The 21,344-nt window shown below is 37.8% G+C and carries 29 protein-coding genes, 1 tRNA gene and 1 pseudogene; 11 read left to right on the plus strand and 20 right to left on the minus strand.

Annotated elements, in window-relative coordinates; all coding sequences use genetic code 11:
* Window positions 1–106 precede the first annotated feature (106 nt).
* From HYU69_08530 to HYU69_08540, 3 genes and pseudogenes are all read left to right on the plus strand, one after another.
* Window positions 107–337, plus strand: a pseudogene (locus HYU69_08530) (transposase).
* A gap of 140 nt (window positions 338–477) precedes the next feature.
* Window positions 478–822, plus strand: a complete 345-nt coding sequence (locus HYU69_08535; protein MBI2270387.1) for a four-helix bundle copper-binding protein — start codon at window positions 478–480, stop codon at window positions 820–822.
* A 16-nt stretch (window positions 823–838) separates the two neighbouring features.
* Window positions 839–2,188 carry a hypothetical protein gene (locus HYU69_08540; GenBank protein MBI2270388.1) on the plus strand — a complete coding sequence of 450 codons (1,350 nt, stop codon included), beginning with the start codon at window positions 839–841 and terminating at the stop codon, window positions 2,186–2,188.
* Window positions 2,189–2,218: 30 nt separating this feature from the next.
* Here HYU69_08540 and HYU69_08545 read toward each other — a convergent pair whose 3' ends face one another.
* From HYU69_08545 to HYU69_08625, 17 genes are all read right to left on the minus strand, one after another.
* On the minus strand, window positions 2,219–2,572 hold the full coding sequence (locus HYU69_08545) for a DsrE family protein (protein MBI2270389.1): 354 nt from the start codon (window positions 2,570–2,572) through the stop codon (window positions 2,219–2,221).
* 16 nt (window positions 2,573–2,588) lie between these two features.
* Window positions 2,589–3,224, minus strand: a complete 636-nt coding sequence (locus tag HYU69_08550) for a class I SAM-dependent methyltransferase (protein MBI2270390.1) — start codon at window positions 3,222–3,224, stop codon at window positions 2,589–2,591.
* Entirely contained in the window at window positions 3,221–3,622 is a 402-nt protein-coding gene (locus HYU69_08555) for a rhodanese-like domain-containing protein (GenBank protein MBI2270391.1), read from the minus strand. Before HYU69_08555 ends, HYU69_08550 begins: the two co-directional genes overlap by 4 nt.
* Before the next feature lie 56 nt (window positions 3,623–3,678).
* Window positions 3,679–4,875 carry an NAD(P)/FAD-dependent oxidoreductase gene (locus HYU69_08560; GenBank protein ID MBI2270392.1) on the minus strand — a complete coding sequence of 399 codons (1,197 nt, stop codon included), beginning with the start codon at window positions 4,873–4,875 and terminating at the stop codon, window positions 3,679–3,681.
* On the minus strand, window positions 4,872–5,198 hold the full coding sequence (locus HYU69_08565) for a winged helix-turn-helix transcriptional regulator (protein ID MBI2270393.1): 327 nt from the start codon (window positions 5,196–5,198) through the stop codon (window positions 4,872–4,874). The genes HYU69_08560 and HYU69_08565 overlap by 4 nt, the downstream gene beginning before the upstream one ends.
* Before the next feature lie 621 nt (window positions 5,199–5,819).
* Window positions 5,820–7,130, minus strand: a complete 1,311-nt coding sequence (locus HYU69_08570; protein ID MBI2270394.1) for an erythromycin esterase family protein — start codon at window positions 7,128–7,130, stop codon at window positions 5,820–5,822.
* A 6-nt stretch (window positions 7,131–7,136) separates the two neighbouring features.
* Window positions 7,137–7,640, minus strand: a complete 504-nt coding sequence (locus tag HYU69_08575) for a DNA-binding protein (protein ID MBI2270395.1) — start codon at window positions 7,638–7,640, stop codon at window positions 7,137–7,139.
* 410 nt (window positions 7,641–8,050) lie between these two features.
* A complete protein-coding gene (locus tag HYU69_08580) occupies window positions 8,051–8,536 on the minus strand; it encodes a DoxX family membrane protein (GenBank protein ID MBI2270396.1) in 486 nt (161 codons plus the stop codon).
* 50 nt (window positions 8,537–8,586) lie between these two features.
* Complete coding sequence (locus HYU69_08585) at window positions 8,587–9,258, minus strand: phosphoribosyltransferase (protein ID MBI2270397.1); 672 nt, start codon at window positions 9,256–9,258, stop codon at window positions 8,587–8,589.
* Window position 9,259: 1 nt separating this feature from the next.
* Window positions 9,260–9,913 carry an alpha/beta hydrolase gene (locus tag HYU69_08590; protein MBI2270398.1) on the minus strand — a complete coding sequence of 218 codons (654 nt, stop codon included), beginning with the start codon at window positions 9,911–9,913 and terminating at the stop codon, window positions 9,260–9,262.
* 5 nt (window positions 9,914–9,918) lie between these two features.
* A complete protein-coding gene (locus tag HYU69_08595; GenBank protein MBI2270399.1) occupies window positions 9,919–10,353 on the minus strand; it encodes a BON domain-containing protein in 435 nt (144 codons plus the stop codon).
* Window positions 10,354–10,374: 21 nt separating this feature from the next.
* Window positions 10,375–10,758 (minus strand): hypothetical protein, encoded by a 384-nt coding sequence (locus tag HYU69_08600; GenBank protein ID MBI2270400.1) that lies wholly within the window; start codon window positions 10,756–10,758, stop codon window positions 10,375–10,377.
* A gap of 2 nt (window positions 10,759–10,760) precedes the next feature.
* Window positions 10,761–11,216: a DUF2188 domain-containing protein gene (locus HYU69_08605; GenBank protein MBI2270401.1), complete on the minus strand. Its 456-nt coding sequence runs from the start codon at window positions 11,214–11,216 to the stop codon at window positions 10,761–10,763.
* 1 nt (window position 11,217) lies between these two features.
* Complete coding sequence (locus HYU69_08610; GenBank protein MBI2270402.1) at window positions 11,218–11,514, minus strand: hypothetical protein; 297 nt, start codon at window positions 11,512–11,514, stop codon at window positions 11,218–11,220.
* Between the two features lie 16 nt (window positions 11,515–11,530).
* A complete protein-coding gene (locus tag HYU69_08615; GenBank protein MBI2270403.1) occupies window positions 11,531–11,983 on the minus strand; it encodes a YbhB/YbcL family Raf kinase inhibitor-like protein in 453 nt (150 codons plus the stop codon).
* Window positions 11,984–12,028: 45 nt separating this feature from the next.
* Window positions 12,029–12,475, minus strand: a complete 447-nt coding sequence (locus tag HYU69_08620) for a hypothetical protein (protein ID MBI2270404.1) — start codon at window positions 12,473–12,475, stop codon at window positions 12,029–12,031.
* A 72-nt stretch (window positions 12,476–12,547) separates the two neighbouring features.
* Window positions 12,548–13,018: an Hsp20/alpha crystallin family protein gene (locus HYU69_08625; GenBank protein ID MBI2270405.1), complete on the minus strand. Its 471-nt coding sequence runs from the start codon at window positions 13,016–13,018 to the stop codon at window positions 12,548–12,550.
* Between the two features lie 361 nt (window positions 13,019–13,379).
* Between HYU69_08625 and HYU69_08630 the strand changes: the two genes are divergently transcribed.
* The 4 genes from HYU69_08630 to HYU69_08645 all read left to right on the plus strand — a co-directional run bounded on the left by HYU69_08630 (window position 13,380) and on the right by HYU69_08645 (window position 16,530).
* Window positions 13,380–13,829, plus strand: coding sequence for an SRPBCC family protein (locus tag HYU69_08630; GenBank protein MBI2270406.1), 450 nt, complete (start codon window positions 13,380–13,382; stop codon window positions 13,827–13,829).
* Window positions 13,830–14,458: 629 nt separating this feature from the next.
* A complete protein-coding gene (locus HYU69_08635; protein MBI2270407.1) occupies window positions 14,459–14,680 on the plus strand; it encodes a hypothetical protein in 222 nt (73 codons plus the stop codon).
* A 31-nt stretch (window positions 14,681–14,711) separates the two neighbouring features.
* On the plus strand, window positions 14,712–15,098 hold the full coding sequence (locus HYU69_08640; GenBank protein MBI2270408.1) for a DoxX family protein: 387 nt from the start codon (window positions 14,712–14,714) through the stop codon (window positions 15,096–15,098).
* 286 nt (window positions 15,099–15,384) lie between these two features.
* Entirely contained in the window at window positions 15,385–16,530 is a 1,146-nt protein-coding gene (locus tag HYU69_08645) for a Fic family protein (GenBank protein MBI2270409.1), read from the plus strand.
* A gap of 212 nt (window positions 16,531–16,742) precedes the next feature.
* Here HYU69_08645 and HYU69_08650 read toward each other — a convergent pair.
* Window positions 16,743–16,816 (minus strand) — tRNA-Met (locus HYU69_08650).
* Between the two features lie 250 nt (window positions 16,817–17,066).
* Window positions 17,067–17,240 (minus strand): hypothetical protein, encoded by a 174-nt coding sequence (locus HYU69_08655; GenBank protein MBI2270410.1) that lies wholly within the window; start codon window positions 17,238–17,240, stop codon window positions 17,067–17,069.
* Between the two features lie 280 nt (window positions 17,241–17,520).
* Here HYU69_08655 and HYU69_08660 point away from each other — a divergent pair, with 280 nt between their 5' ends.
* The 4 genes from HYU69_08660 to HYU69_08675 all read left to right on the plus strand — a co-directional run bounded on the left by HYU69_08660 (window position 17,521) and on the right by HYU69_08675 (window position 20,641).
* The gene (locus HYU69_08660) at window positions 17,521–17,886 is read left to right on the plus strand and encodes an SRPBCC domain-containing protein (GenBank protein MBI2270411.1); all 366 of its coding nucleotides are present in this window, start codon (window positions 17,521–17,523) and stop codon (window positions 17,884–17,886) included.
* A 32-nt stretch (window positions 17,887–17,918) separates the two neighbouring features.
* A complete protein-coding gene (locus HYU69_08665; GenBank protein MBI2270412.1) occupies window positions 17,919–18,569 on the plus strand; it encodes a phosphatase PAP2 family protein in 651 nt (216 codons plus the stop codon).
* A 95-nt stretch (window positions 18,570–18,664) separates the two neighbouring features.
* Complete coding sequence (locus HYU69_08670; GenBank protein ID MBI2270413.1) at window positions 18,665–19,900, plus strand: class I SAM-dependent methyltransferase; 1,236 nt, start codon at window positions 18,665–18,667, stop codon at window positions 19,898–19,900.
* Between the two features lie 27 nt (window positions 19,901–19,927).
* The gene (locus HYU69_08675; GenBank protein MBI2270414.1) at window positions 19,928–20,641 is read left to right on the plus strand and encodes a VIT1/CCC1 transporter family protein; all 714 of its coding nucleotides are present in this window, start codon (window positions 19,928–19,930) and stop codon (window positions 20,639–20,641) included.
* A gap of 65 nt (window positions 20,642–20,706) precedes the next feature.
* Here HYU69_08675 and rsmG read toward each other — a convergent pair whose 3' ends face one another.
* Entirely contained in the window at window positions 20,707–21,327 is a 621-nt protein-coding gene (rsmG, locus tag HYU69_08680) for a 16S rRNA (guanine(527)-N(7))-methyltransferase RsmG (GenBank protein MBI2270415.1), read from the minus strand.
* Window positions 21,328–21,344 lie beyond the last annotated feature (17 nt).

Below are 21,344 nucleotides of genomic sequence, written 5' to 3' on the forward strand. Positions count from 1 at the left end.
ACGAATGCATTTTTACATGAGTTCTCCAATCACTTTAAGCACAATCGAATCATACTGACACTGGACGGGGCAGGATGGCACAAAAGCAAAGACTTAAAACTTCCAAAACAACATAAGATTATTATTCTTGCCGCCCTACTCCCCACAATTAAATCCTGTTGAAAATATTTGGGATTACATGAGAGAACAAAAACAATTTAATAACCACACCTTCAAAAGCATTGATCATGTGGAGCAACATCTGGAACAAAAACTATGGGAATTGACAAAAGAAACCAAAGTATTAAAATCACTCTGCGGATTTAATTGGATTAAATCAGACTTGTTAGCGGTTTAGTATAAGATATAAATGCCCATTGAAAATTATCATATTATTTTCGGCTATTATTTTCCGGTTTTCAACGAATAAAATATTGGCATAAATTTAGTTCGAGTATTTTCGTTTAAAAAATTATTATTTACCAAATTTTTAAACCAATGGCTCACGAAAAATTTCAAAGTTGCATTGATGCATGTTACAATTGTGCAACAGAATGTAAACATTGTGAAGATGCTTGTCTTAACGAAAAAGATGTAAAGGTATTAGTACAATGTATTAAACTGAACAGCGATTGCGCTACGATGTGTATGCTTTCTGCAAAAATGATGTCGGGTGGAAGTCAATTTGCGAGTGAGATTTGCGAACTTTGTGCAAAGGTTTGCGATGCCTGTGCTGCCGAGTGTGAAAAACATTCTGATCTGGAACATTGTAAAAAATGCGCTGAAGTTTGCCGCAAATGCGCTGAAGAATGCAGGGTAATGAGCAATATGCCGGTGGAGTGAATCACCCATTATGAGCATGAAAATATTTTCCCGTTTCGCTGCATTTGTATTTGCGATCTTATTGACTATTTTCTTTCCAAAATATTCATCCGGTCAGCATGAGCAACATCAGATGAAGGCTAAAGAGGGTTCTTCAGGCTTGGAAGATACTATGTCAATGATGCCACATTCATTTTCGCTTAATTTACCTATGAGCAGAAATGGTTCAGGAACGGGATGGATGCCTGATGCAACTGTTATGTACGGACATGGGGCTCATGTGAAAAACTGGATGTTTATGGTACATGCTAATTTATTTCTCAGATATAATAAGCAGGACATTTTTAATAATGGCATCAGAGGAGGCGAAAAATTCGATGCTCCGAATTGGATCATGGCAATGGGACAAAAGAAAGCAGGAAAGAAAGGACTGTTTCGTTTTAGCGGAATGTTTTCCTTTGATCCTTTTACTATTGGCAGCGAAGGGTATCCACTACTTTTTCAGACTGGAGAAATCTATAAAGGAAAACGCTTAACAGACAAACAGCACCCGCATGATTTATTTTCTGAACTTTCGGTTGGTTATACGCAAATGTTTTCTAAAGATGTTGATGTAACAGGATACCTGGGTTATCCGGGCGAACCGGCTTTAGGGCCTGTCGCTTTTATGCATAGAAATTCTGCTTTAAACAATCCCGATGCACCATTATCACATCATTGGCAGGATGCAACGCACATTACATTTGGAGTTGCTACCCTGGGAATACGATATAAATTTTTCAAAATAGAAGGTTCAGGTTTTACAGGTCGGGAGCCGGATAATAAAAGATACGATTTTGACAATCCGAAATTTGATTCTTATTCTGTTCGGCTGCTGTGCAATCCAACAAAGCAAATTGCAATTCAAGTGTCGCAGGCATTTCTGAATAAACCGGAAATAGCCAAACCGGAGCAGGATATTAATAGAACAACGGCTTCAATTATTAATCATATTCCAATTGGCGAAGAAAATAAATATTTAGCCACAACAATTGTGTGGGGACTTAATAATAGTGACCATAAGGAAAATTCATTTTTATTAGAGCCAGCATTCCAGTTAGACAGGACCGCAATTTATGGCAGATACGAATGGATACAAAAAAGCGCAGAGGAGCTTGATCTACCACAGTTCAGCAATGGACAAACAATTATTTTTACCATTCAGGGTTTTACTTTAGGAGTAAATAGGGTCTTCCTTAGAAAGGCTGGAAATAATTTAGCTTTTGGTATTCAGGCATCTATCTTTATACCGGATAGTCAACTTACTTCCTTATATGGTCAGAATCCATTTTCAGGAGAAGTTTATCTCCGGTTTTACCCTCACCTTATGCACATTCATAGAAAATAAATTTTCTCCTATCCGAGAACTTTATAACGATTAAAATACGAGTACTTTATCGCTATCCACCACCCAATTGGTAAGTTCTGCCATTGTGCTTATTTCTGTCCCTTCAATAAGTACCGCATTTTTTAACCCCCTTGCATCAGCACAACTTCCGCATATTTTTACTTTTGCCCCTTTTGTAAGAGCAAGTTTGATCATACGCTCGATATTATAGTAACCATTGGGGGTATTTTGATTAGCTATCGCACAGTTTGCCGCGTCCGCCATTAAAAATATCCTCACTTCAACCCGTTCATGGTCTTTACCAAGTTGATTTGCTAAACGCATAGCATTGTACGCCTTTTCTGTTCCATAAGGAGCATCATTAATTAAAATCAGGATTTTCATACTATTTATTTTATGGTTAATATTTTATTGCCTTTATTACTACAAAGCTTCCCTTGCCGAAACCCATTTGTGGTTGTTCAACTTCATTAGTGTTTGATGTGGTTAGTGTTTGCCAGTATTCAAATTTTTCAAAATGGGCCTGTTTCAGCAATTCTGTTATTTCTCCGGTGGAATGGAAATGGGCATCCTTATAAAATTTGTTTGATGATTTTTCTTTTTCATATTTCTTTCCGAGTTCGCTGTTTTTGTCTATGATAGCAAGTATAATTTCTCCCTTTGGTTTCAATATCCGGTGAACTTCTTTAAATACTTTCGGAATGTTCGTGAGAAAACAAACGGTTGTTACCATCAATGCAAAATCAAAAGTTTCGTTTTCAAAGGGAAGGTTTTCGGCAACGGTTCGGTAAACTTTTATCCCTCTTTGTTCCGCAACTTTCGCCATGTTTTCAGACGGCTCAACTCCGGCTTTTATGTTTAATGGTTCAGCAAAACGACCTGTGCCAACACCAATTTCAACTCCATTTTTATTGTGCAGAATTGCTTGTTTTAAGGCAAGAATTTCTGACTGATAAATATTACAATGCTTATCATACCATTGGTCATACTCCAGTGCATTTTTATCAAATACCGATATGTTTTTTTCTTCAATCATTCGTTTATTGGATAACCCTTATCAATCCAGTCCACCTTTAGATTTTTCGTAAGATTAAGAAGTTTATGATTTGTGAATTTCATTTCATTTAGCAATTCAAATGAAGGACGAATATTCGGACAATGTTCAAACGGGCAACATCCGCACAGGATAACTATTTCCGCATTTTTATCAAGTTTACGGAGAGCCGCTTTTAACTTCTCAAGATTTTCCTTTTCCTGTGCAGCACCCATTTCAACACATCCTTTGATGTTTGCTCCGGGACCAACACTGTATATAACCGGCTTCTTTGCTGATACGTCATTAATGATTTTTGCAAGGTCTGCCGGTTCTATTAGCTGATTTTTGCTCCAGGGCTCTTTATCTTTCTGAACAGAAGTGTTAAATGCGAAAAACATCAATACTGCTACTACGGAGAACAAGAGAACAATCTTTGTTTTCATATTTTTACGGTTTATTTGTTTTGATATTCAGTAAACCACCATTCAAAAATCCGCTCAAATTCATGCTTTGCTTTACGGCTTTCTTTAGATGGCATTGCCAGTTTAACAACAGGATCGGGATATGCGTAAAAATCTCCTGCACCTTCAGCAGCCATTCCATCTCCCACATCTACATAACAAACTCCCTGTCCGCTAAATGAAGCCATTGGTTTTTCTCCCTTAATTAGCGAGATGATATTTCTTGCAACTACCTGCGCTTTTTCTTCCGCAAATACTCCGCCTTTAGGCAGATACTTTCCGTTTAAGAGCATAATTCCCGCACTATCTCCAATTGCATAAATACCCGGAAAGCGCGTAGTGAGTTCTTCCGGGTTATTGAGTATTTCCATTGTTTGAGGGTGAACGGAAATGTACCCGGATGAATTGGTTAAGCCCGATTCTACAATTGCTTTAGGCGCACCATGTGGCGGAACACCAATAAGCAGATCGTAATTCGCTTCTTTATTATTTGAGAAAAGAATTTTGTTTGACTTACCTTCGACTTTAGAAACGTTGTGCTCAGGGAAAAATTGAATATTATGCGCACTTAAAATCTGTTTGAATGCTTCACCTACCTGTTCTCCGGCAGAAGGCATTGGGAATTTTTCAGGTGTATATATAGAAATCTCAATATTATTTCTTACTCCCTTTTCTCTCAAAAACCATTCGGCTAACATGGCAGCTTCGTATGGTGCCGGAGGGCAACGGAACGGGGTGCGGGTAACAAGAAATGCAATTTTGCCTTTGGTAAAATTTTCAAGTTTTTCGTGAATCTCAAATGCTCCTTTTGTATCGTAAAGGTTCAGGCAATATTCATTAAATCCGGGAATTGTTTCGGGATATAATTCCGCTCCCATCGCGATAATGATGTAATCGGCCTGGATAGTTTGCGCATTGGTATAAACTGTTTTTGTTTCGGGATCAATGCGGATCACTTCTTCATTGATTATTTCCAAATCTTTCCTTAAAAGGTTTTTCAAAGGGCTTTCAATGTAGTTTAATCCGGTTGTTTCCCCGATCATTGCCCGGAGGAAAGAGGGATAAAAAACAAATGATTGTCTTTTTTCAATGACAGCGATACGATAATCACCGGGTAATTTACTTTTTAAGGCATGAGCAGCGGTCAAACCGCCCCATCCGCCACCTAATACTAAAATTGTTTTACTCATTTTAAAATACTTTTATGAAGTTGCTGTTGCTTTTTAAGATTGTCAATTAACACTTCCCGCATAAGTGAACAAGCCTTTGCCACTTTTGATGAAGAAAGGCTGTAATAATTACACCGGCTGTCTTTTCTCACGTTCAGGATACCGCTGTTTGCCATGATTGATAAATGCTGTGATAGGTTTGATTTCAATCCGCCTGTTTTCTCAAGCATATCGCTAAAGCATAATTCTTTCTTCTGAAGAAGATCAATTACCTCAATCCTCAACGGATGAGCCAATGCTTTGCATACTTCTGCGTGCAACTCATAAATCGTTATATTTTTCATTATAAATGTTTATTAGTTCACTAATGTATGAACTTATGAAATAATTGACAAATCTATACCTGATTTTTATTATGACTTATAATTTTAATTAAGCGGAAAAAGAAAACGATCAGCTCCCGCTGAAACTATTAATGAAATGTGAAAATGCGGATCGCCTTTTGCCGGGTATATTGTAAAAAGAAAATAGCAGAAGACGTCCTTGTAACAGAAGCGTAAAAATCAGGCACAATAATTTTGCTCATTTAGAGAATTGAAAATTCAGTTTACGCGTACGCTGAAGAATACGCTGAAAAGATTTCAGATTTAAAGTTAATGCCTGCAACCCTGAAAGAGTTAAATATATTTACATTGATATTCAACCCTTTCAGGGTTGGATAATGGCTTGTGTTATTTTTTTCATCCGGTTTTACCGGAGGTTATTTATATTCAAGCCCTTCGGGCTTAACTTAATGACATTGCCCGATGCCTACCTGCCAGCAGGCATCGGGCTAAATATATGATAAATCATTTTACTACAAACAGTTCACTCCTATGCTGCCCAGGCCGGCAGGCATTGGGGCCACCGGTTTATTACATTTATGAAATTTAAACAACCTCATAGTCATATCACATTTATAAAATCTACACTCCCCAAGGATATGTTTCAGGCATTTGCAGGCCATCAGGCTTAACATGCAACGAATGAAGTGCTTGTGTTTTTTCAAAAAACATAAATGCTTCATAGCGGGAAGGAATAATGCTGGCAACATAATTTCCATATTCATAATCCGGATCATAAACAACTCCGATGGCTCTATGTCCTATTGTAGTTTTAAAATTTTTAATGTCTTTTGAAAGAATATATTTATCATACGCTCCGGAGTTCTGGAGTAAATGTTCCCAACTTCCTTCTACGGCTTTTGGAACTTTCATTTTCTTTACTTCACTGCCCCAATGATAAGCTGCCAGAACCGTACCTTCAAATGAACCAAACCCTATACGAACAACTCCTTCTGATGCATGTTCTTCTTTTACTAACTGCCCTACATTAATAAGGCCCACGTGTTTCATGTCTGTAGCCCTGGCATCACCTATGTGAGTGTTATGTTCCCAGATAATTATTTTTGCTCTTTTACCGTGAAATTCCATAAGCCTATTAATCGTTTCAGACATATGGCGATCCCTTATATTCCATGAGGCTTCTCCTCCCCCCATCATTACATGATAATAACGCTCAGCATTGACTGCTACAAGTGCATTTTGCTCTGCGCTGAATACTTCTTCATGATCTGTATTGTATTGTGGCATTTTACGCCTGATATTTGCAAGAAGGTTTTCAACTTCCTGCTCACAGGAAGCAGTGAGACCATAACTTCTTGCGGCATAGGAAAATCCTTCTCTTACATCAAACGGTTCAAAACAATCCATTGCCTCCTGTACTGATTTTAATGCAGCAGGATCCGTCTTTTCAAGATACTTGGTTATAGCTTCCATTGATTCCCAAAGACTATAAACATCTAATCCATAAAATCCGACTTTCCCACCCAACGGAAGTTTGGAATTATGCTTACGAAGCCATTCAGCCAAAGCAACGGTTTCCCAATTAGCCCACATCCATGTAGGCCAGCGGTTAAAAGCATGGAATACATCTTTGGCGCTTTCACCGGAACCGGGATATCCTTTTATGTAACGATTTAAACGATAACAATCAGGCCAATCACCCTCCACTGCTATCATTGAGAAATTCTTTTCTGATATCAGCCGCTTGCTTATATGGGTTCTCCAGGTATAATATTCATGCGTACCATGACTTGCCTCTCCCAGTAAAACGTATCGGGCATCACCTATCTCTTCCAAAAGAGCATCAAGATCCGCGGCATTTGCAAGTCGATGAGATACTTTTGCAATTTGATCGGTAAGATCCAGGATATGTGTTTGTTCGATGTGGCTCATATCGCGTTAAGCTTCATTTAACTCTCTGGCTCTGGTGTGCGCTGCTTTTTTTGCAGCTTCAGCCCGTCCTTTAGAACCTTTTGTACGAACAGCTTTGCGGGCAGCTTTGGACCGTTCCGCTGCTGTACGATGTTTGGCAGCTGAATGTGCCTGGCGCGAAAGTGCGGTATGAGAGGCTGCTGAAGCCCTTTCTTTTTTTAACGCCCGGACTCTTGCTCTTGAACGTGTTTTAGAAACCGGTTCATGTTTTTGTCCTTTCTTGTAAGCTTGTTCTGCGCTTTTCCTGGTCTTTTCGGAGGTTTTTCCCTTAGCTGGCGGTTTTAATTTTACTCCTGCCCTTCCTGCTTTAGATAAGCCAATAACTATTGCCTGCCTCGCTGACTTTGCTCCATGTTTTCCTTCACGAATATGATGTATTTCTTCACGGACAAATTCACCGGCTTGTGTGCTGGCAGATCTTCCCTTGCGTCTTGCGCTACGTGCACGTTGGAGGGTTTTCTTTTCTGGCATAACTCTATATTTTTTTACAATTATATTTCAAAATTCAAGCCAGTCTGAATAAAAACAAATTATAGGTTTTTAAATTAATACATCCGCATCAAAAAAATAAAATGAAAAATATATTGGAAAAAAATACTCATTTTGAGAAGTTATATTTACACAGATACTATTAAAAATCAGGAAATACTGATAAAAGTTAACTGGCATAATACTTGTATTATTTAATGCGATGATGTGTTTAGGGGAGGTTTCACTTGTGAAGCCTGAGAATTAAACCCTTTTACTTGAGTCCCCGCCATAAAGCGGGATGAAAGGAAAACACAAAATCATGCATCAGCCCCTGGTAACACAGGGGCTTGATGCTTTATGATATGATAGAACTCTAAATGTCATGAAAATTATAATATTGAACTTTATTTTTAGTTCCTGTGTTTTAATTCTTCTACCTTTTCTTCTTCCTCTTTTTTCGCTTCCTTAGCAATTTTAGGATCAGCTACCACGGCCCCTCCCCTTATTGTGGCCAATAATACAATAGCTGAAGCAATAATAACCAGGTTCTTAATTATGTATTGTCCCTCCAATGTTGGTACAAATGGTATGCTCGTAAAAGTTAGTTCCGGAAACATAAAAAGGGGCATTACAGTACCGATCATTTGCAAAAACAAAAGGATTAAAGTAATGCGCATGAACTTGCCCAAAATAAATCCAATCCCTATAAGGCATTCCCAGGTTGCGAGTATATTAATAGCGGCTTGGGGAGGTAATTTTCCTGATGTAAGGTTTTCAATTGTACGAATTGCCAAACTCTCGGCTGAACTCAGATTGGGAAAGAATTTTAATACTCCAAACCAGAAAAAGATTATCCCAAGCGCTATCCTTAAAAACAGGAGACTGTGAACAGCCATCCATTGTGTGATAATTTTCTCTGAGCGTTTATAGATATCTATAACTTTTTTCATTTTGAAAAAATGCCATAATTATTATTTATATGGTTTTCTTCAAAATGATTGGCATCCTTGACTAAGTGAATTGCTTCGTCATCATATACGGGAGAAAAATCTAAATAGTGTAACCCCACGCCAATGAAAGGTGTTGGAGTGTATAAACAAATAAAATCGTCAACTTCTCTTTTTATTTTTTCTGCTGTTTCTCCCGGTGCGACAGGAACAGCCACAACTATTTTTTTTGGTTTTTTTTGCCTAAGCATTTTTATAGCAGAAAGAATAGTATGACCTGTTGCCACACCGTCATCAATAATAATCACCACCTTATTTTCAAGGCCCACGGGCTTATGATCGCCCATGCATTTTTTATACCTTTCCTTCAGTGATTCACGGATTCGTTTAACTTCACTATCAATATAAGTCTGGTCTACTGAAAATTGATCATCAATAATATAATCTTCCGGGCTTACTGCACCAATGGCAAACTCCGGTTGAAATGGATGTCCAATTTTTTTGGTCATTAAAAGGTCAAGGGGGAAATTATAAGTCTTTGCAATTGGATGTGCAATAGGTATGCCTCCGCGGGGGATTGCCAATATTACAACTTTTTGGTCGCGGTATTTATTTAAATACGGGATCAGCTTTTGAGCCGCATCCTTTCTATCTCTGAAACGGGGGATCATATTATTTTGTTGCCAATACAGGATGGAGATATTTAACAAACCAATTCGTAGCAAGCCTTGCCACTTCATCTAATTTTCCAGGTTCCTCAAATAAATGAGTGGCTCCGTTTACTATTTCCAGTTTTTTTTCACACCGTAGTATATTAAAGGCGTTTTCATTCAATTCAATCACACCTGAATCACGACTGCCAACTATGAGTAAAGTTGGAGCTTTTACTTCTTTTAATGCTTCTTTTGCAAGGTCAGGCCGGCCTCCCCTGGAAACTACTGCCTCAATAGTATTACTCATTTGTGCCGCTGCTTTTAATGCAGAAGCTGCACCTGTACTTGCACCAAAAAAACCAATTTTTGTATTTTGTAATCCGGATCTCTGCCTGGCATTATTTGTAACTACAATAAGACGTTCAGTGATCAGATCTATATTAAATCGATTTTCATATATTTCATCTTCTTTCTCGGTGAGCAAATCAGTAAGTAAAGTGGCGATGCCCTCTTTATTTAAAATTTCAGCAACATGGTTATTTCTTCTGCTAAAACGGCTGCTTCCGCTGCCGTGAGAAAATATTACAAAGGAACTTGCACCGGCTGGCACATGCAGGTTCCCCTTTAAATGTATGTTATTCCCAATTGGAATTGTAATTTCACTTGCTTCCATCTAACTCAAAGCACATTAATTTTATTGGAGTTCAGGTAATGATTTCTTTTCAGCGCAGAATTTATTTTATGCTTCACGTCCTGAACGTTTGTGGAAAAAGCTGAAACCACATTAATATTATTGGTAACTCCCGTTACTCCCACTATATCCTCTGCCAACAGTTTCGCTTTGGATTTTTGATATGCCCATTCAACTTCCCCGCTCAGCGTTACCCAGCCATCTTTCACCTCCACATTTATTTTATCTTCTTTAACAGAACTGTTCCACTTAATAGAATCAAAGACTGTCTTTTTAATTTCAGCATCGGATCTTTTGGAAACGCCGGGAATACTGATTTTTAGATCATTGCTCACATCAACATTAATCTTCGAACAATTTATCCTGACATCCCATTTTAACTCATCTTCGATGTCTTTTCGTATTTTTGGATCAGTTTTCATAAGTATTAAATTATTTGATTATTATTTCCTGTTATATTTTATTGTGTCTTGTTTGCAATAGTCCATATAGGAACAGCATTTAGCCATTTCGCTTCCGCAGCAATTAAAATTAATTATGCAGCCTTCATCCATTTTCCCGTGATGATATTTCATTTCTTTCTTATATCCATCATGGTAACCTTTCATATGATGTCCTTTATGCATCATGTGCATTCCATATTTGCAGCACATGGCAATACAACATGCGCCTATACAAACCAATGTGAGTAAACCAGCTATAATGAAAAACCAGGAAGCCCCTTTGTAAAGATTACCAAGGTTCTCCTGCTTGGTCTGAATGAGTAATTTTATTCCTGCATATATTACAAGAAGAGCGAGGGAAGTTGCAACTAATAATGTAGCCATTTTCAAGTTTTTTTATTATTTGTTTGTGAACCGATATTTTTAGGATTATACGAAATTCTTTTTTCAACCTTTCCGGTTTTTCGTTGAATCGTCAGTGAACCATTTACATCTTTGGCTTCTTTACGGGCCTCCTTTACAGCCTCCTGTTTAGTATGAAAAATCTTTTCAACAGCAGCCCTGCCCTCTACCTTAATAGCCCATTCATTTTCATAAGGAATGACAATCCTATCCTGGCCATGTTGTTTAACATCAGTGATTCTTGACTTTTCAGGATTTTCAAATTTTTTACCATGTTCAGCAGCCCAATCTTTAGCCCTGCTGATAGCAGTAGCAATGGCAATTCCTTCTTCCATTTTTCCTTCCTCAAGTAAGGCATTACCAATTTCAATAGCTTTATTCCGAACTTCTTCCGGGAGGTTCTTCATGGAATTGGGATAATTTGTTTTTGTCCAGGGCATTTTATTCTGATTTATTTTTTTTGTCCTTTTCTTCGGCTATTACACCATCCTTATTGATACATTCACCTTCTTTCAGAATTACTTTAGTACCATTGGATTTTATTATTGTTCCATCTGTTTGGATTTTAGTGCCATTAGCGAGTATTACATCTGTTGTTACAGGATTTCCCTGATGCATTATTACTTTCTTTCCATCCTTCATTTTAGCACAGTATTTATCAGGATGATTTTTTGTATCACCCGCAAATACATTAACCGAAAGAATTGAAACAATGATTAAAGCGATTACCTTTTTCATAAATTTTAATTTAAAGTTATTTTTTGTACAGTCCTGTTAATTCACCTTCAGCAAGAATATGATCTTCCATAGCTTTCAATAATGCACTCTTATCTGTACCTGGTGAAAGGTTAAGTTTTGTATCCAATGCATATACTCTGAAATGGTAATGATGCGTACCGGAAGGCGGACAAGGCCCGGTATATTTATTTTCACCTTTACTATTTTTACCCTGAATGCCAGGCATGCTGTTTTCTTCTATATTTTCTCTTACCGGAATATCCCACATTAACCAATGGTCGAAAGTGCCATTAGGAGCATCCGGATCGTCCATTATAAGTGCGAGTGATTTAGTTTCTACCGGAATATCCTTAATTGTTAAGGCAGGATTAACATTTGTTCCGTCACAGGTATATTTAGATGGAATAGAATTATTATTTGTAAAGACCGGGCTTTCGATTGTTAAAGTTTTAGTTGCTACTGTTGCCATAATTATTAAGATTAAAGTTTTCATTATTATATTAAATTAGCTGTATCATTTAGCACTGCTTGTTTTCTTATCAGGATTTGTTTTTAACCCCCATAATTCAACACGCGCTTTTTTGTCTTTAGCGTTTGCTACGGTTTTATATATGAACGAGACCTTTTTTATGCTTCGTTCACCTCCGGTTAACTGCACCACACGGGTTTCGCCAGGAGCTTTAATTTCCTGACCTATAATCACGCTTTGTTTATCACCGGTTTCGAAGTGAATATCAAAAGAAGTTAAATGAATGGATGCATCATTGACTTTAATTTTGATAAATGCGAACCGATCAGCACCCATCACAGCGATTTCATCTGTTTCAGTTTTAAAATTAACGGTGGTTTCACCTATTTTATGCCATCCGCTCTTGTCGCTTGTCACTATAGCTGGCTTTTGACTGTAAATTCCGGAATAACTTCCTACAATAAGAAGTGATAGTAATATTAATTTTTTCATGGTTTTTGTTTTTAGATTATTATTAAGTTTAAGAAGCTGGGGGTTTTTCACTCCCGGGCTGTTCACATTTTTTCAGGAAACTGTAATTTGCTTTTTGGGGGCTGAAACTGTTACTTCTTTTTTGGGAATGGTAATCTGAAGCATACCATTATCATATTTTGCATTGATATTACTTTCATTTACATTCTCCGGTAAGGTGAAAGTTCTGCAAAAACTATTGTAGGAAAATTCCCTGCGTTTGTAGTTCCTGTCATCCTGTTTTTTTTCTTCCTCTTTTTCTGCGCTGATAGTTAAAACGCCATTTTCAATGTCTACATCAAAGTCGTCTCTTTTCATGCCGGGAACAGATAGATCAAGCCTGAATTCTTTGTTAGTCTCAGTGATGTTAGCAGGAGGAGGAGTACTCATACCACCGTCAAAAAAATCATCATCGAAATCAAACAAACGACGTGGGCTAAAAAATCTATTGCTAAGAAAATCATTTCTGAGAGAAGGAAATAAGCCACCATTTCCATTTCTTCTTTTTTTTGTTAATTGTGTCATAATTTTAATTTTTAAATTTAAAGTGTTTATATTTTTTTGAATTTATTTTTAACAACTGCAAATGCAGAAAAAATTATGCCAGTTATATCTTTGAAGTTCTATTTTCAAAAAAATTATATCTTGTGGCTATAATCCGAGAAATAAATTTCCCACTTTGAGAAAACGAGGCGTTAATAATAAATACAAATTGGGCTCTTACTCGCAAAGGCTTTGGAAAAGTTGCACCCATTAACAGAGGGCATCGTCCCGCGTAAAATGTCTATAGAAAAACAGGATTCGGCTATTAATATTTCACCATCAATCGAATTATAGTATTCTGAGTATGTAACGATATTATCTTTGTCTTATTCAAAAAAATCATATGTCCGAAAACAAAGTAAAATTACATAGAGTTCTTAAAGCAACTCCCGAAAAAGTATATCGTGCCTTCGTTGAAGCCAATGCTCTTGCCAGTTGGCTTCCGCCTTATGGATTTACATGTATTGTTCATGAAATGGATGCGCGCGTGGAAGGTAGTTATAAAATGTCCTTTATCAATTTTTCCACCGGCAATAGTCATTCCTTTGCCGGAAAGTTTTTGGAAATAAAACCCAATGAGTTCTTAAAGTACACCGATAAATTTGACGACCCTAATTTGCCCGGAGAAATGATTACTTCGGTTTGGCTCAAAAAGGTTTCTGTCGGTACTGAACTTAAAGTCATTCAGGAAAATATTCCTTCTGCTATACCTGCAGAAATGTGCTATTTAGGTTGGCAGGAGTCGTTAGAAAAACTGGCGAAATTAGTTGAGCCGGAAATTCCGGACGCTTAAAATAGCACTGAGAATCTTTCACTTAGCAAACAGCGGCAAGGAAAAGCCGAGAATTAACAGCCCGGCTTTTTTGCTTGGATTAAACGTCATATTTTCATTTCGTTAATCAAGCGTTTCATCATGCACAATCTTTGTAGCAGGAGAACTGGACAAGCAACTTTATGAATAATTTCTATATAAGTTCCAGGAAGAAAAAGCCAGCGTTGAAAAAAGCATTTACTCTGTAAGTGGTGAAAATAATCTTATCAGCCTTGTCAACTATGCCAAAGGTTGCGGGAATATATTGGAGCTTTGGAACGCAGGAAATTATGAGCAGAAACAGAGGCTGCAATCATTTTTGTTTTCTAAAGGATTGGTGTACGGCAAATCAGACAATAGCTGTTTTTCCTCAACTTTAGGTAAGTGGTCGATCGCCTCAAAAAAACATGAAGAGCAATCAATTTTTCAAGCATCAATAAGTTTTGACTTTTAAAAGTTGCTGTACGGCGATTTTCTTTCCTCTTTAAACTAATATTTCAGGCAAGCGGGATTTGCACTAATATTTTTGGCATATATTTTAGTGTTATTGAAATGTCGGGCATTGACATATTGGGGTTTAATTGTCTTTTAAATCAACATTTAATATTATTATGAAAAAACATACAAGCACATCTGAAAAAAATAAACGCGGACAAGCTCCTGTTAAACCCGAAAAGGATATTCCGGCAAAACCCGATAAAAATCCTGACCCTACGAAACGTAAACCAGGAGTAAATGAACCTGAAAAGATTGATCCAACACGCATTGAAGAACCCGAAAAATCCGATCCAACGCGAATTAATCCATCTCCAACTAAACCGGAAACGCCCTAAAATATTATCCGCGTATTAAAATATCAACACTATGAAATATATTGTTTTAACAGGTAGAATTTTTTATTCATTGATTTTTCTTATGACTGTAATGAGTCATTTCACGGATAAGGCGGTCGAATATGCCGCTTCCAATGGAGTACCTGTCGCTTCAGCATTAGTACCCTTATCAGGAATTATTGCCATCATTGGAGCAATAAGCATTATACTCGGTTATAAAGCAAAATGGGGCGCATGGCTAATAGTTATATTCCTTATTCCTGTTACTTTTTATATGCACGCATTCTGGAAAGAAACAGACCCTATGCAAACGCAAATGCAAATGGCCAACTTCATGAAAAATATTTCTATGCTTGGAGCCGCTTTACTTATTATATATTTTGGTTCCGGACCTTTAAGCATAGATGAAAAGAATTAAAATCTAAAAACAGACAAAAAATCTCAATCGTGAGTAGCAAAAGTATTAAAGATAAACATTACAACCTCTCACAGGTTTGATTGTTGAAAGACTGGAATACATTTAAGGAAAAGAGGCAATAAACGTACTATTGCATTTGAGAACACTTTTAAATTAAACAAAACCGCTTCATCAAATAATCCATTTTTAGCACAATTCCAGCATTGCTAAAATAGTTTAACTAATTTGCAGTTATATTATAATCTGCGAATATAAATTACTATATTTGCAATGTTAAAAAAGCGTTATGGACATTAATCAATACAAATCTGGTACATACAAAAACCAGTATAACTACAAAAGCTTTTCACCGGAACCAATTAATCATTCCTGGCTGGTAAGTGATGCTAAAGTAAGCCAACTGCTGAGCGAAGCCGACAGGAAATTGGGAGAGTTGAATGCTTTTTCCATGTTAATACCTGACGTGAATTTCTTTATCCGTATGCACATCACCAAAGAAGCTACCCAAAGCAGTAAGATAGAAGGAACCCAAACTACCATCGAAGAAGCGTTTCAAAGCGAGGAGCAAATCAAACCCGAAAAACGGGACGATTGGAAAGAAGTACATAATTATATTGATGCAATGAATTATGCCATTGCTCAATTGGATAAATTACCCTTAAGCAACCGCTTATTTAAACAGACACATAAAAAGCTTTTAAAGGGTGTGCGGGGTAAACATAAATTACCCGGTGAATTTCGTTCCTCTCAAAACTGGATTGGCGGGGCATCATTAAATGATGCGGTATATATACCACCGCACCATAATGAAGTCTCTTATTTAATGAGTGATCTTGAAAAATTTTTGAATAATCCCCAGCTGGAAGTACCCCACCTCATTCGCATAGGAATTGCTCATTACCAGTTTGAATCCATTCACCCCTTTTTAGACGGTAATGGCAGGTTAGGGAGATTGATGATCACTCTTTATTTGGTAAGCAATAAGATTCTTCATAAACCATCCTTGTATTTATCGGATTTTTTTGAGCGAAACCGAAGCTATTATTACGATAACCTCACAACAGTGAGAACAAACAATAATCTTGTTCAGTGGCTTAAATTTTTTTTAGTAGGCGTTATGGAAACAGCACAAAATTCCATCGAAACATTTAATGCTATTATTAAACTAAGGCAGGAAGTAGAAGAAAAGAAAATAATCCAAATGGGTAAACGGGCTCCATTGGCAAAAGAGCTGCTAAATTACTTATATAGCAAACCATTGATTGATACTATCGAAGTGGCCAAAGTATTAAAGATAAATATTGCAACTTCTCACCGGCTGATTGATGAATTTGAAAGATTGCATATACTGAAAGAAAAAACTGGTTATAAACGTAACAGGGTATTTATATTTGAAAAATATATTGATCTGTTTCAAACTAAGCATAAATAAAAAACAACATGAAGCATCACCAATTTTAGCAATTCGCCAAAGGCAAAGTTGTACAAGATGCTAAAAGCAACAATAAATACAGTGACCTATACGTGTATCATTCAAAGAACAGGCCGGGGTTTCTCCAATCGTTGTAACTTCCTATCTGTCAGTGTTTTTAAAGGAAAAGGGGAAACGGGATACCAGATGATTTATCTGAATATCCCGTTTTGTAGCGGGAGGGAGATTCGAACTCCCGACCTCAGGGTTATGAATCCTGCGCTCTCACCAACTGAGCTACCCCGCCGGCTATTTATTAAACTATTTTTACTTATCCTCAAACTTCGCCGGTCCGACTTGGACGGGACAGTTATTAATCCTGCTCCACCACCTTAGGCGAATACCCCCATCTGTAAATTCTTAATTATCCGTCCAATAGCGGGGGGCAAAGATAGCAGATTATTCTTTTTTTCATTTCCCTTACTTTATTATTTAAAAAAATGAATTAAATATTTGGTTGATTGTATTTTTTTATATATTGCCCTCCGAATTCAGATTCAAACTAAGATGGCTAAGAAGGCTTCAAAAACACCAAAAAAAATAAAAAAGGCGAAACCCGCTAAATCTGCTGCAAAAAACAAAAAAAAGGTTGCCGGACAGAAAAAAACAGCCGGATCAGCCAAGCCTAAAAAGGCTGCTAAACCTATCATTAAGAAAACAAAGTCTGCCATGACCAAAAAGGTTAAAATACCAATTGCTAAAGTTAAAACTATAGATATTAAGGTAAAGGCCGCCAAGCCTGTAGAAAATACTTCATCAAAGCCGACAGTTCAATTCAGCAAGGAAAGAGTTCCGCTTCCTCCGGAACTTATTAAGCAGAAAAGAGCTCCCCGGGTGCCAAAAGTTAAAAAGATGAAACAGGAATTCATTCCTTTTAACCCTATTCAACCGGTAAGTTCTACCGGTAAACCTGTTAATACATCTAAAAAGGAACCTAAGGGAAAATTTGAACTGGAATATGTTATCAGATGTTCTCAAACCTTATTATATGAGTTCATTACTTCGCCCAGCGGGCTATCTGAATGGTTTGCGGATGATGTAAATATCCGGGATGGCATCTATACCTTTATTTGGGATGGCAGCCAGCAGCAGGCGCGCCTGTTAGCCTTAAAAGAAGATGCGTTCGTACGTTACCAATGGGTTGACAAAGCTGATGGAAGTTATTTTGAATTCCGCATACAGATCGATGAATTAACAGGTGATGTTTCACTTATAATCGTCGATTTTGCCGATAGCGATGATGAAAAAGAAAGTTCAAAACTACTATGGGACGCCCAGGTTGATAAACTCATGAAAACCATCGGCTCACACGGCTGATAAAGAAATCATCGCATACAAACCCTGATGAAGTGAATTTTCCGCGCCTGAAAGATCTTTTCAAAAAAAACATTTTCTTTCTCCTCCCCTATTTTATATTTCTTATTGCCGGTGCAATCCTTGTTTTCCTTTCAAATAAGGATAAACTCCACCTATACTTTAACAGTTACCACAATGAACTGGCTAATGGTGCGTTTTATTACTTAACATTTCTTGGCGATGGCTGGACCGCCCTCTGCATTGCCATTGCCCTGTTATTTATCCGCTATCGCTACTCTGTTATTATTGTATTAAGTTACTTACTTAGTTCAGCAACTGTTCAGATCCTCAAACGCTTTATTTTTAATGATCATATCCGACCGGCACTTTTTTTTAAAAATAATCCCGACTTATATCTTGTACCCGGTGTTGATAACAATATTTTTCATAGCTTTCCGTCGGGACACAGCACAACCGCCTTTGCCGTTTACTTCGGCCTCGCGCTTTTCATACCAAACAAATGGCTGAAGTTTTGCCTGTTTATATTAGCTCTATTGATCGCCTTGTCAAGGGTCTATTTATCACAACATTTTTTCGAGGATATTTACGCAGGCTCAGTTATCGGCGTTGCTTCAACATTAATAATATATTCTTTACTTAACCAAAGCAAACAGGAAAAAGGCTTAGACAAATCACTTATTTAAAAAAGTAAGGCGTTGAGGACAAACAATTTTTCCGGTTAGCAACCCTTTCTTTGGAGAAGGTCAGGATGAGGCCAATCTTTTTTATCTTTAACACCATGTCAACTATAGCCCTGACCCGTAAAACCGATCTCTACGAAACAGCCATTTTACGTTTACTATCCGGAATGCCATATGGCCATATGGATCTCACTTTACCCGGCGGACAAACCATTGCAATTGGCGATGGAAGCGGCGGGATAACTGCCAACATAACAATAAAGAACAATGATTTTTTCAAACGCTGTGTATTGTATGGTGATATTGGTTTTGGTGAATCATATATTGCGGGTGATTGGGAAACCGGCAGTGTAAGCAATGTCATCAAATGGTTTTTGCTGAACATAGAACATACGCCTGGTGCATCAGGCAGTAAAATAAAAACATGGGGAATAAATACACTAAAGCTGTTTAATAAATTATCACATTTAAAAAAAGCCAACTCCGTTTCACAAGCCAAAGAAAACATTGCCGAACATTATAACCTGAACAATGATTTTTTCCGATTGTTCCTTGATCCCGGCATGACCTATTCAGGCGCCTACTTCAAAGAAGAAGGCCTTAGCCTACAACAGGCACAATTAGCCAAATACGACAGGCTTTGCAAACACCTTAAACTGGAAGCAAACGATCATGTACTTGAGATCGGATCGGGCTGGGGAGAAAATGCTATATACATAGCCAAAAAATATGGTTGCAAAGTAACAAGTATCACCATATCTGAAGAACAATACAGGTTTGCGAACGAGCGCGTTCAGCAGGAGAGCCTGGCCGAAAAAGTTGACATACAGCTTACAGATTACAGAACACTGGTTGGGGAATATGACAAAATAGTTTCCATAGAAATGCTGGAAGCTGTCGGCCATAATTTCCTTGATGTTTATTTTAAAAAATGTCATGAACTTTTAAAAAAAGATGGGTTACTTGCCTTACAGGTTATAACCTGTCCCGATTCACGTTACGAAAGTCTGCGTAAAGGGGTAGATTGGATACAGAAGCATATTTTCCCAGGCTCTCTGCTGCCATCGGTTGCCGCCATTAATAAGGCCATAAACAATACCGGCGATCTGTCATTGGTGGATCTGAAAGAGTTTGGACTTCATTATGCCAAAACACTATCGGCCTGGAGCGGGCAATTCAATCAAAACTTATCCGAGATAAAAGCCCTGGGCTTCAACGATGCATTTATCCGTAAATGGAATTATTACTTTGGTTATTGCGAAGCCGCCTTTGCCATGCGCAATATTAATGTTATGCAGCTGGTATATGCAAGACCTAATAATCTGAAAATCTAAAAACACATATAAATTATTTATTAAACTATGACACACACCCACACACATATCCATACACATACAGAAGATCACCTGCGCAATTCCGATTTTATTACAGATGTTGTAATAGGTATGGCGGATGGATTAACAGTTCCCTTTGCATTAGCTGCGGGATTAAGCAGCGCTGTAAGCAGTAATGACATTGTTATTACCGCAGGTGCGGCTGAAATAATAGCGGGATCAATAGCTATGGGATTGGGCGGATTTTTAGCGGGCCGCACAGAGGTGGAACACTACCACTCGGAATTAAAGCGGGAACAGGATGAAGTTGAGCGTGTACCAGAAAGAGAAAAGGAAGAGATCAGGGAAATATTCCAGAATTATGGTTTCAGCGAAAGCTCACAGGTAATGTTAGTCGAGGAATTAAGTAAAGACAAAAAGAAATGGGTCGATTTTATGATGCGCTTTGAACTTGGACTGGAAGAACCCGATGGAAACAGGGCAACCAAAAGTGCACTTACTATTGGCTTATCCTATGTTATTGGCGGCATTATTCCGCTCATCCCCTACTTTTTTACCCCCACACCAATTGAAGGACTTAAAATATCGGCAGTAGTAACATTGTTCTGCCTGTTTACTTTCGGCTATTTCAAAAGCAAAGCAACAGGGCAGCCATTATTATCAGGGGCATTGAAAGTAACGGCCATTGGCGCGGCGGCAGCGGCAGCGGCTTTTGCTGTAGCGAAAATATTTTCGATGTAACCCTACAACCCTGTCAGGGTTTAAAACCCTGACAGGGTTGTAGGGTTATGTCCACTCGGATGAATTCAGCACTTCAGATACACCACCTTCTTCGTTTCAAAAAATCCTTCTTTAAAGTAGTCGCTGAGGTTGTATAATCTATATCGGCCTTTAAAAGACCCAAGTTCCGCTGCCAGATCGCCGCCTTTTAAATACAAAATGCCATTCGGCAGTTCATTAAAACTATCCGGTTTAAACAATCCTTTAACCCACCTGTAAAACTCCGGCATTTCGGTAACGGCACGGCTCACAATAAAATCAAATTTTTGCTTCAATTGCTCTGCACGAATTTGCTCTGCTGTTACATTCATCAACCCAAGGGCTTTCACAACTTCATTCACAACAGTAATTTTTTTACCAATTGAGTCAACCAGATAAAATTGTGTTCCGGGAAATAATATAGCCAGCGGGATTCCGGGAAAACCACCGCCCGTGCCAACATCAAGCACATGGGTGCCCGGTTTAAATGAAATTACTTTTGCAATACCCAGTGAATGCAGAACATGCCGCTCATACAAAAGATCAATGTCTTTACGCGATACTACATTGATACGCGCATTCCAGTACTCATAAAGATCTTTTAATCTGGAAAACTGTTCGGTTTGCTTTGGGGTAATGTCAGGAAAATATGTTTGAAGTAGTTTCAAGTTGCTGGCTCCAGGTT

It is taken from the genome of Bacteroidota bacterium, assembly GCA_016183775.1.
GTDB lineage: Bacteria > Bacteroidota > Bacteroidia > JABDFU01 > JABDFU01 > JABDFU01.

What these genes read in the sequence shown, in the direction of transcription:
- HYU69_08610 (MBI2270402.1), bottom strand. Translation starts at nt 11,514, where the DNA reads ATGAAAAAGGTAATCGCTTTAATCATTGTTTCAATTCTTTCGGTTAAT.
- HYU69_08580 (MBI2270396.1), bottom strand. Translation starts at nt 8,536, where the DNA reads ATGGCTGTTCACAGTCTCCTGTTTTTAAGGATAGCGCTTGGGATAATC.
- HYU69_08545 (MBI2270389.1), bottom strand. Translation starts at nt 2,572, where the DNA reads ATGAAAATCCTGATTTTAATTAATGATGCTCCTTATGGAACAGAAAAG.
- HYU69_08595 (MBI2270399.1), bottom strand. Translation starts at nt 10,353, where the DNA reads ATGAAAACTGATCCAAAAATACGAAAAGACATCGAAGATGAGTTAAAA.
- HYU69_08630 (MBI2270406.1), top strand. Translation starts at nt 13,380, where the DNA reads ATGTCCGAAAACAAAGTAAAATTACATAGAGTTCTTAAAGCAACTCCC.
- HYU69_08585 (MBI2270397.1), bottom strand. Translation starts at nt 9,258, where the DNA reads ATGATCCCCCGTTTCAGAGATAGAAAGGATGCGGCTCAAAAGCTGATC.
- HYU69_08655 (MBI2270410.1), bottom strand. Translation starts at nt 17,240, where the DNA reads ATGGCAGACTTTGTTTTCTTAATGATAGGTTTAGCAGCCTTTTTAGGC.
- HYU69_08550 (MBI2270390.1), bottom strand. Translation starts at nt 3,224, where the DNA reads ATGATTGAAGAAAAAAACATATCGGTATTTGATAAAAATGCACTGGAG.
- HYU69_08615 (MBI2270403.1), bottom strand. Translation starts at nt 11,983, where the DNA reads ATGGCAACAGTAGCAACTAAAACTTTAACAATCGAAAGCCCGGTCTTT.
- HYU69_08640 (MBI2270408.1), top strand. Translation starts at nt 14,712, where the DNA reads ATGAAATATATTGTTTTAACAGGTAGAATTTTTTATTCATTGATTTTT.
- HYU69_08670 (MBI2270413.1), top strand. Translation starts at nt 18,665, where the DNA reads ATGTCAACTATAGCCCTGACCCGTAAAACCGATCTCTACGAAACAGCC.
- HYU69_08645 (MBI2270409.1), top strand. Translation starts at nt 15,385, where the DNA reads ATGGACATTAATCAATACAAATCTGGTACATACAAAAACCAGTATAAC.
- HYU69_08565 (MBI2270393.1), bottom strand. Translation starts at nt 5,198, where the DNA reads ATGAAAAATATAACGATTTATGAGTTGCACGCAGAAGTATGCAAAGCA.
- HYU69_08590 (MBI2270398.1), bottom strand. Translation starts at nt 9,913, where the DNA reads ATGGAAGCAAGTGAAATTACAATTCCAATTGGGAATAACATACATTTA.
- HYU69_08635 (MBI2270407.1), top strand. Translation starts at nt 14,459, where the DNA reads ATGAAAAAACATACAAGCACATCTGAAAAAAATAAACGCGGACAAGCT.
- HYU69_08535 (MBI2270387.1), top strand. Translation starts at nt 478, where the DNA reads ATGGCTCACGAAAAATTTCAAAGTTGCATTGATGCATGTTACAATTGT.
- HYU69_08605 (MBI2270401.1), bottom strand. Translation starts at nt 11,216, where the DNA reads ATGCCCTGGACAAAAACAAATTATCCCAATTCCATGAAGAACCTCCCG.
- HYU69_08570 (MBI2270394.1), bottom strand. Translation starts at nt 7,130, where the DNA reads ATGAGCCACATCGAACAAACACATATCCTGGATCTTACCGATCAAATT.
- HYU69_08675 (MBI2270414.1), top strand. Translation starts at nt 19,928, where the DNA reads ATGACACACACCCACACACATATCCATACACATACAGAAGATCACCTG.
- HYU69_08620 (MBI2270404.1), bottom strand. Translation starts at nt 12,475, where the DNA reads ATGAAAAAATTAATATTACTATCACTTCTTATTGTAGGAAGTTATTCC.
- HYU69_08555 (MBI2270391.1), bottom strand. Translation starts at nt 3,622, where the DNA reads ATGTTTTTCGCATTTAACACTTCTGTTCAGAAAGATAAAGAGCCCTGG.
- HYU69_08575 (MBI2270395.1), bottom strand. Translation starts at nt 7,640, where the DNA reads ATGCCAGAAAAGAAAACCCTCCAACGTGCACGTAGCGCAAGACGCAAG.
- HYU69_08600 (MBI2270400.1), bottom strand. Translation starts at nt 10,758, where the DNA reads ATGGCTACATTATTAGTTGCAACTTCCCTCGCTCTTCTTGTAATATAT.
- HYU69_08560 (MBI2270392.1), bottom strand. Translation starts at nt 4,875, where the DNA reads ATGAGTAAAACAATTTTAGTATTAGGTGGCGGATGGGGCGGTTTGACC.
- HYU69_08540 (MBI2270388.1), top strand. Translation starts at nt 839, where the DNA reads ATGAAAATATTTTCCCGTTTCGCTGCATTTGTATTTGCGATCTTATTG.
- HYU69_08625 (MBI2270405.1), bottom strand. Translation starts at nt 13,018, where the DNA reads ATGACACAATTAACAAAAAAAAGAAGAAATGGAAATGGTGGCTTATTT.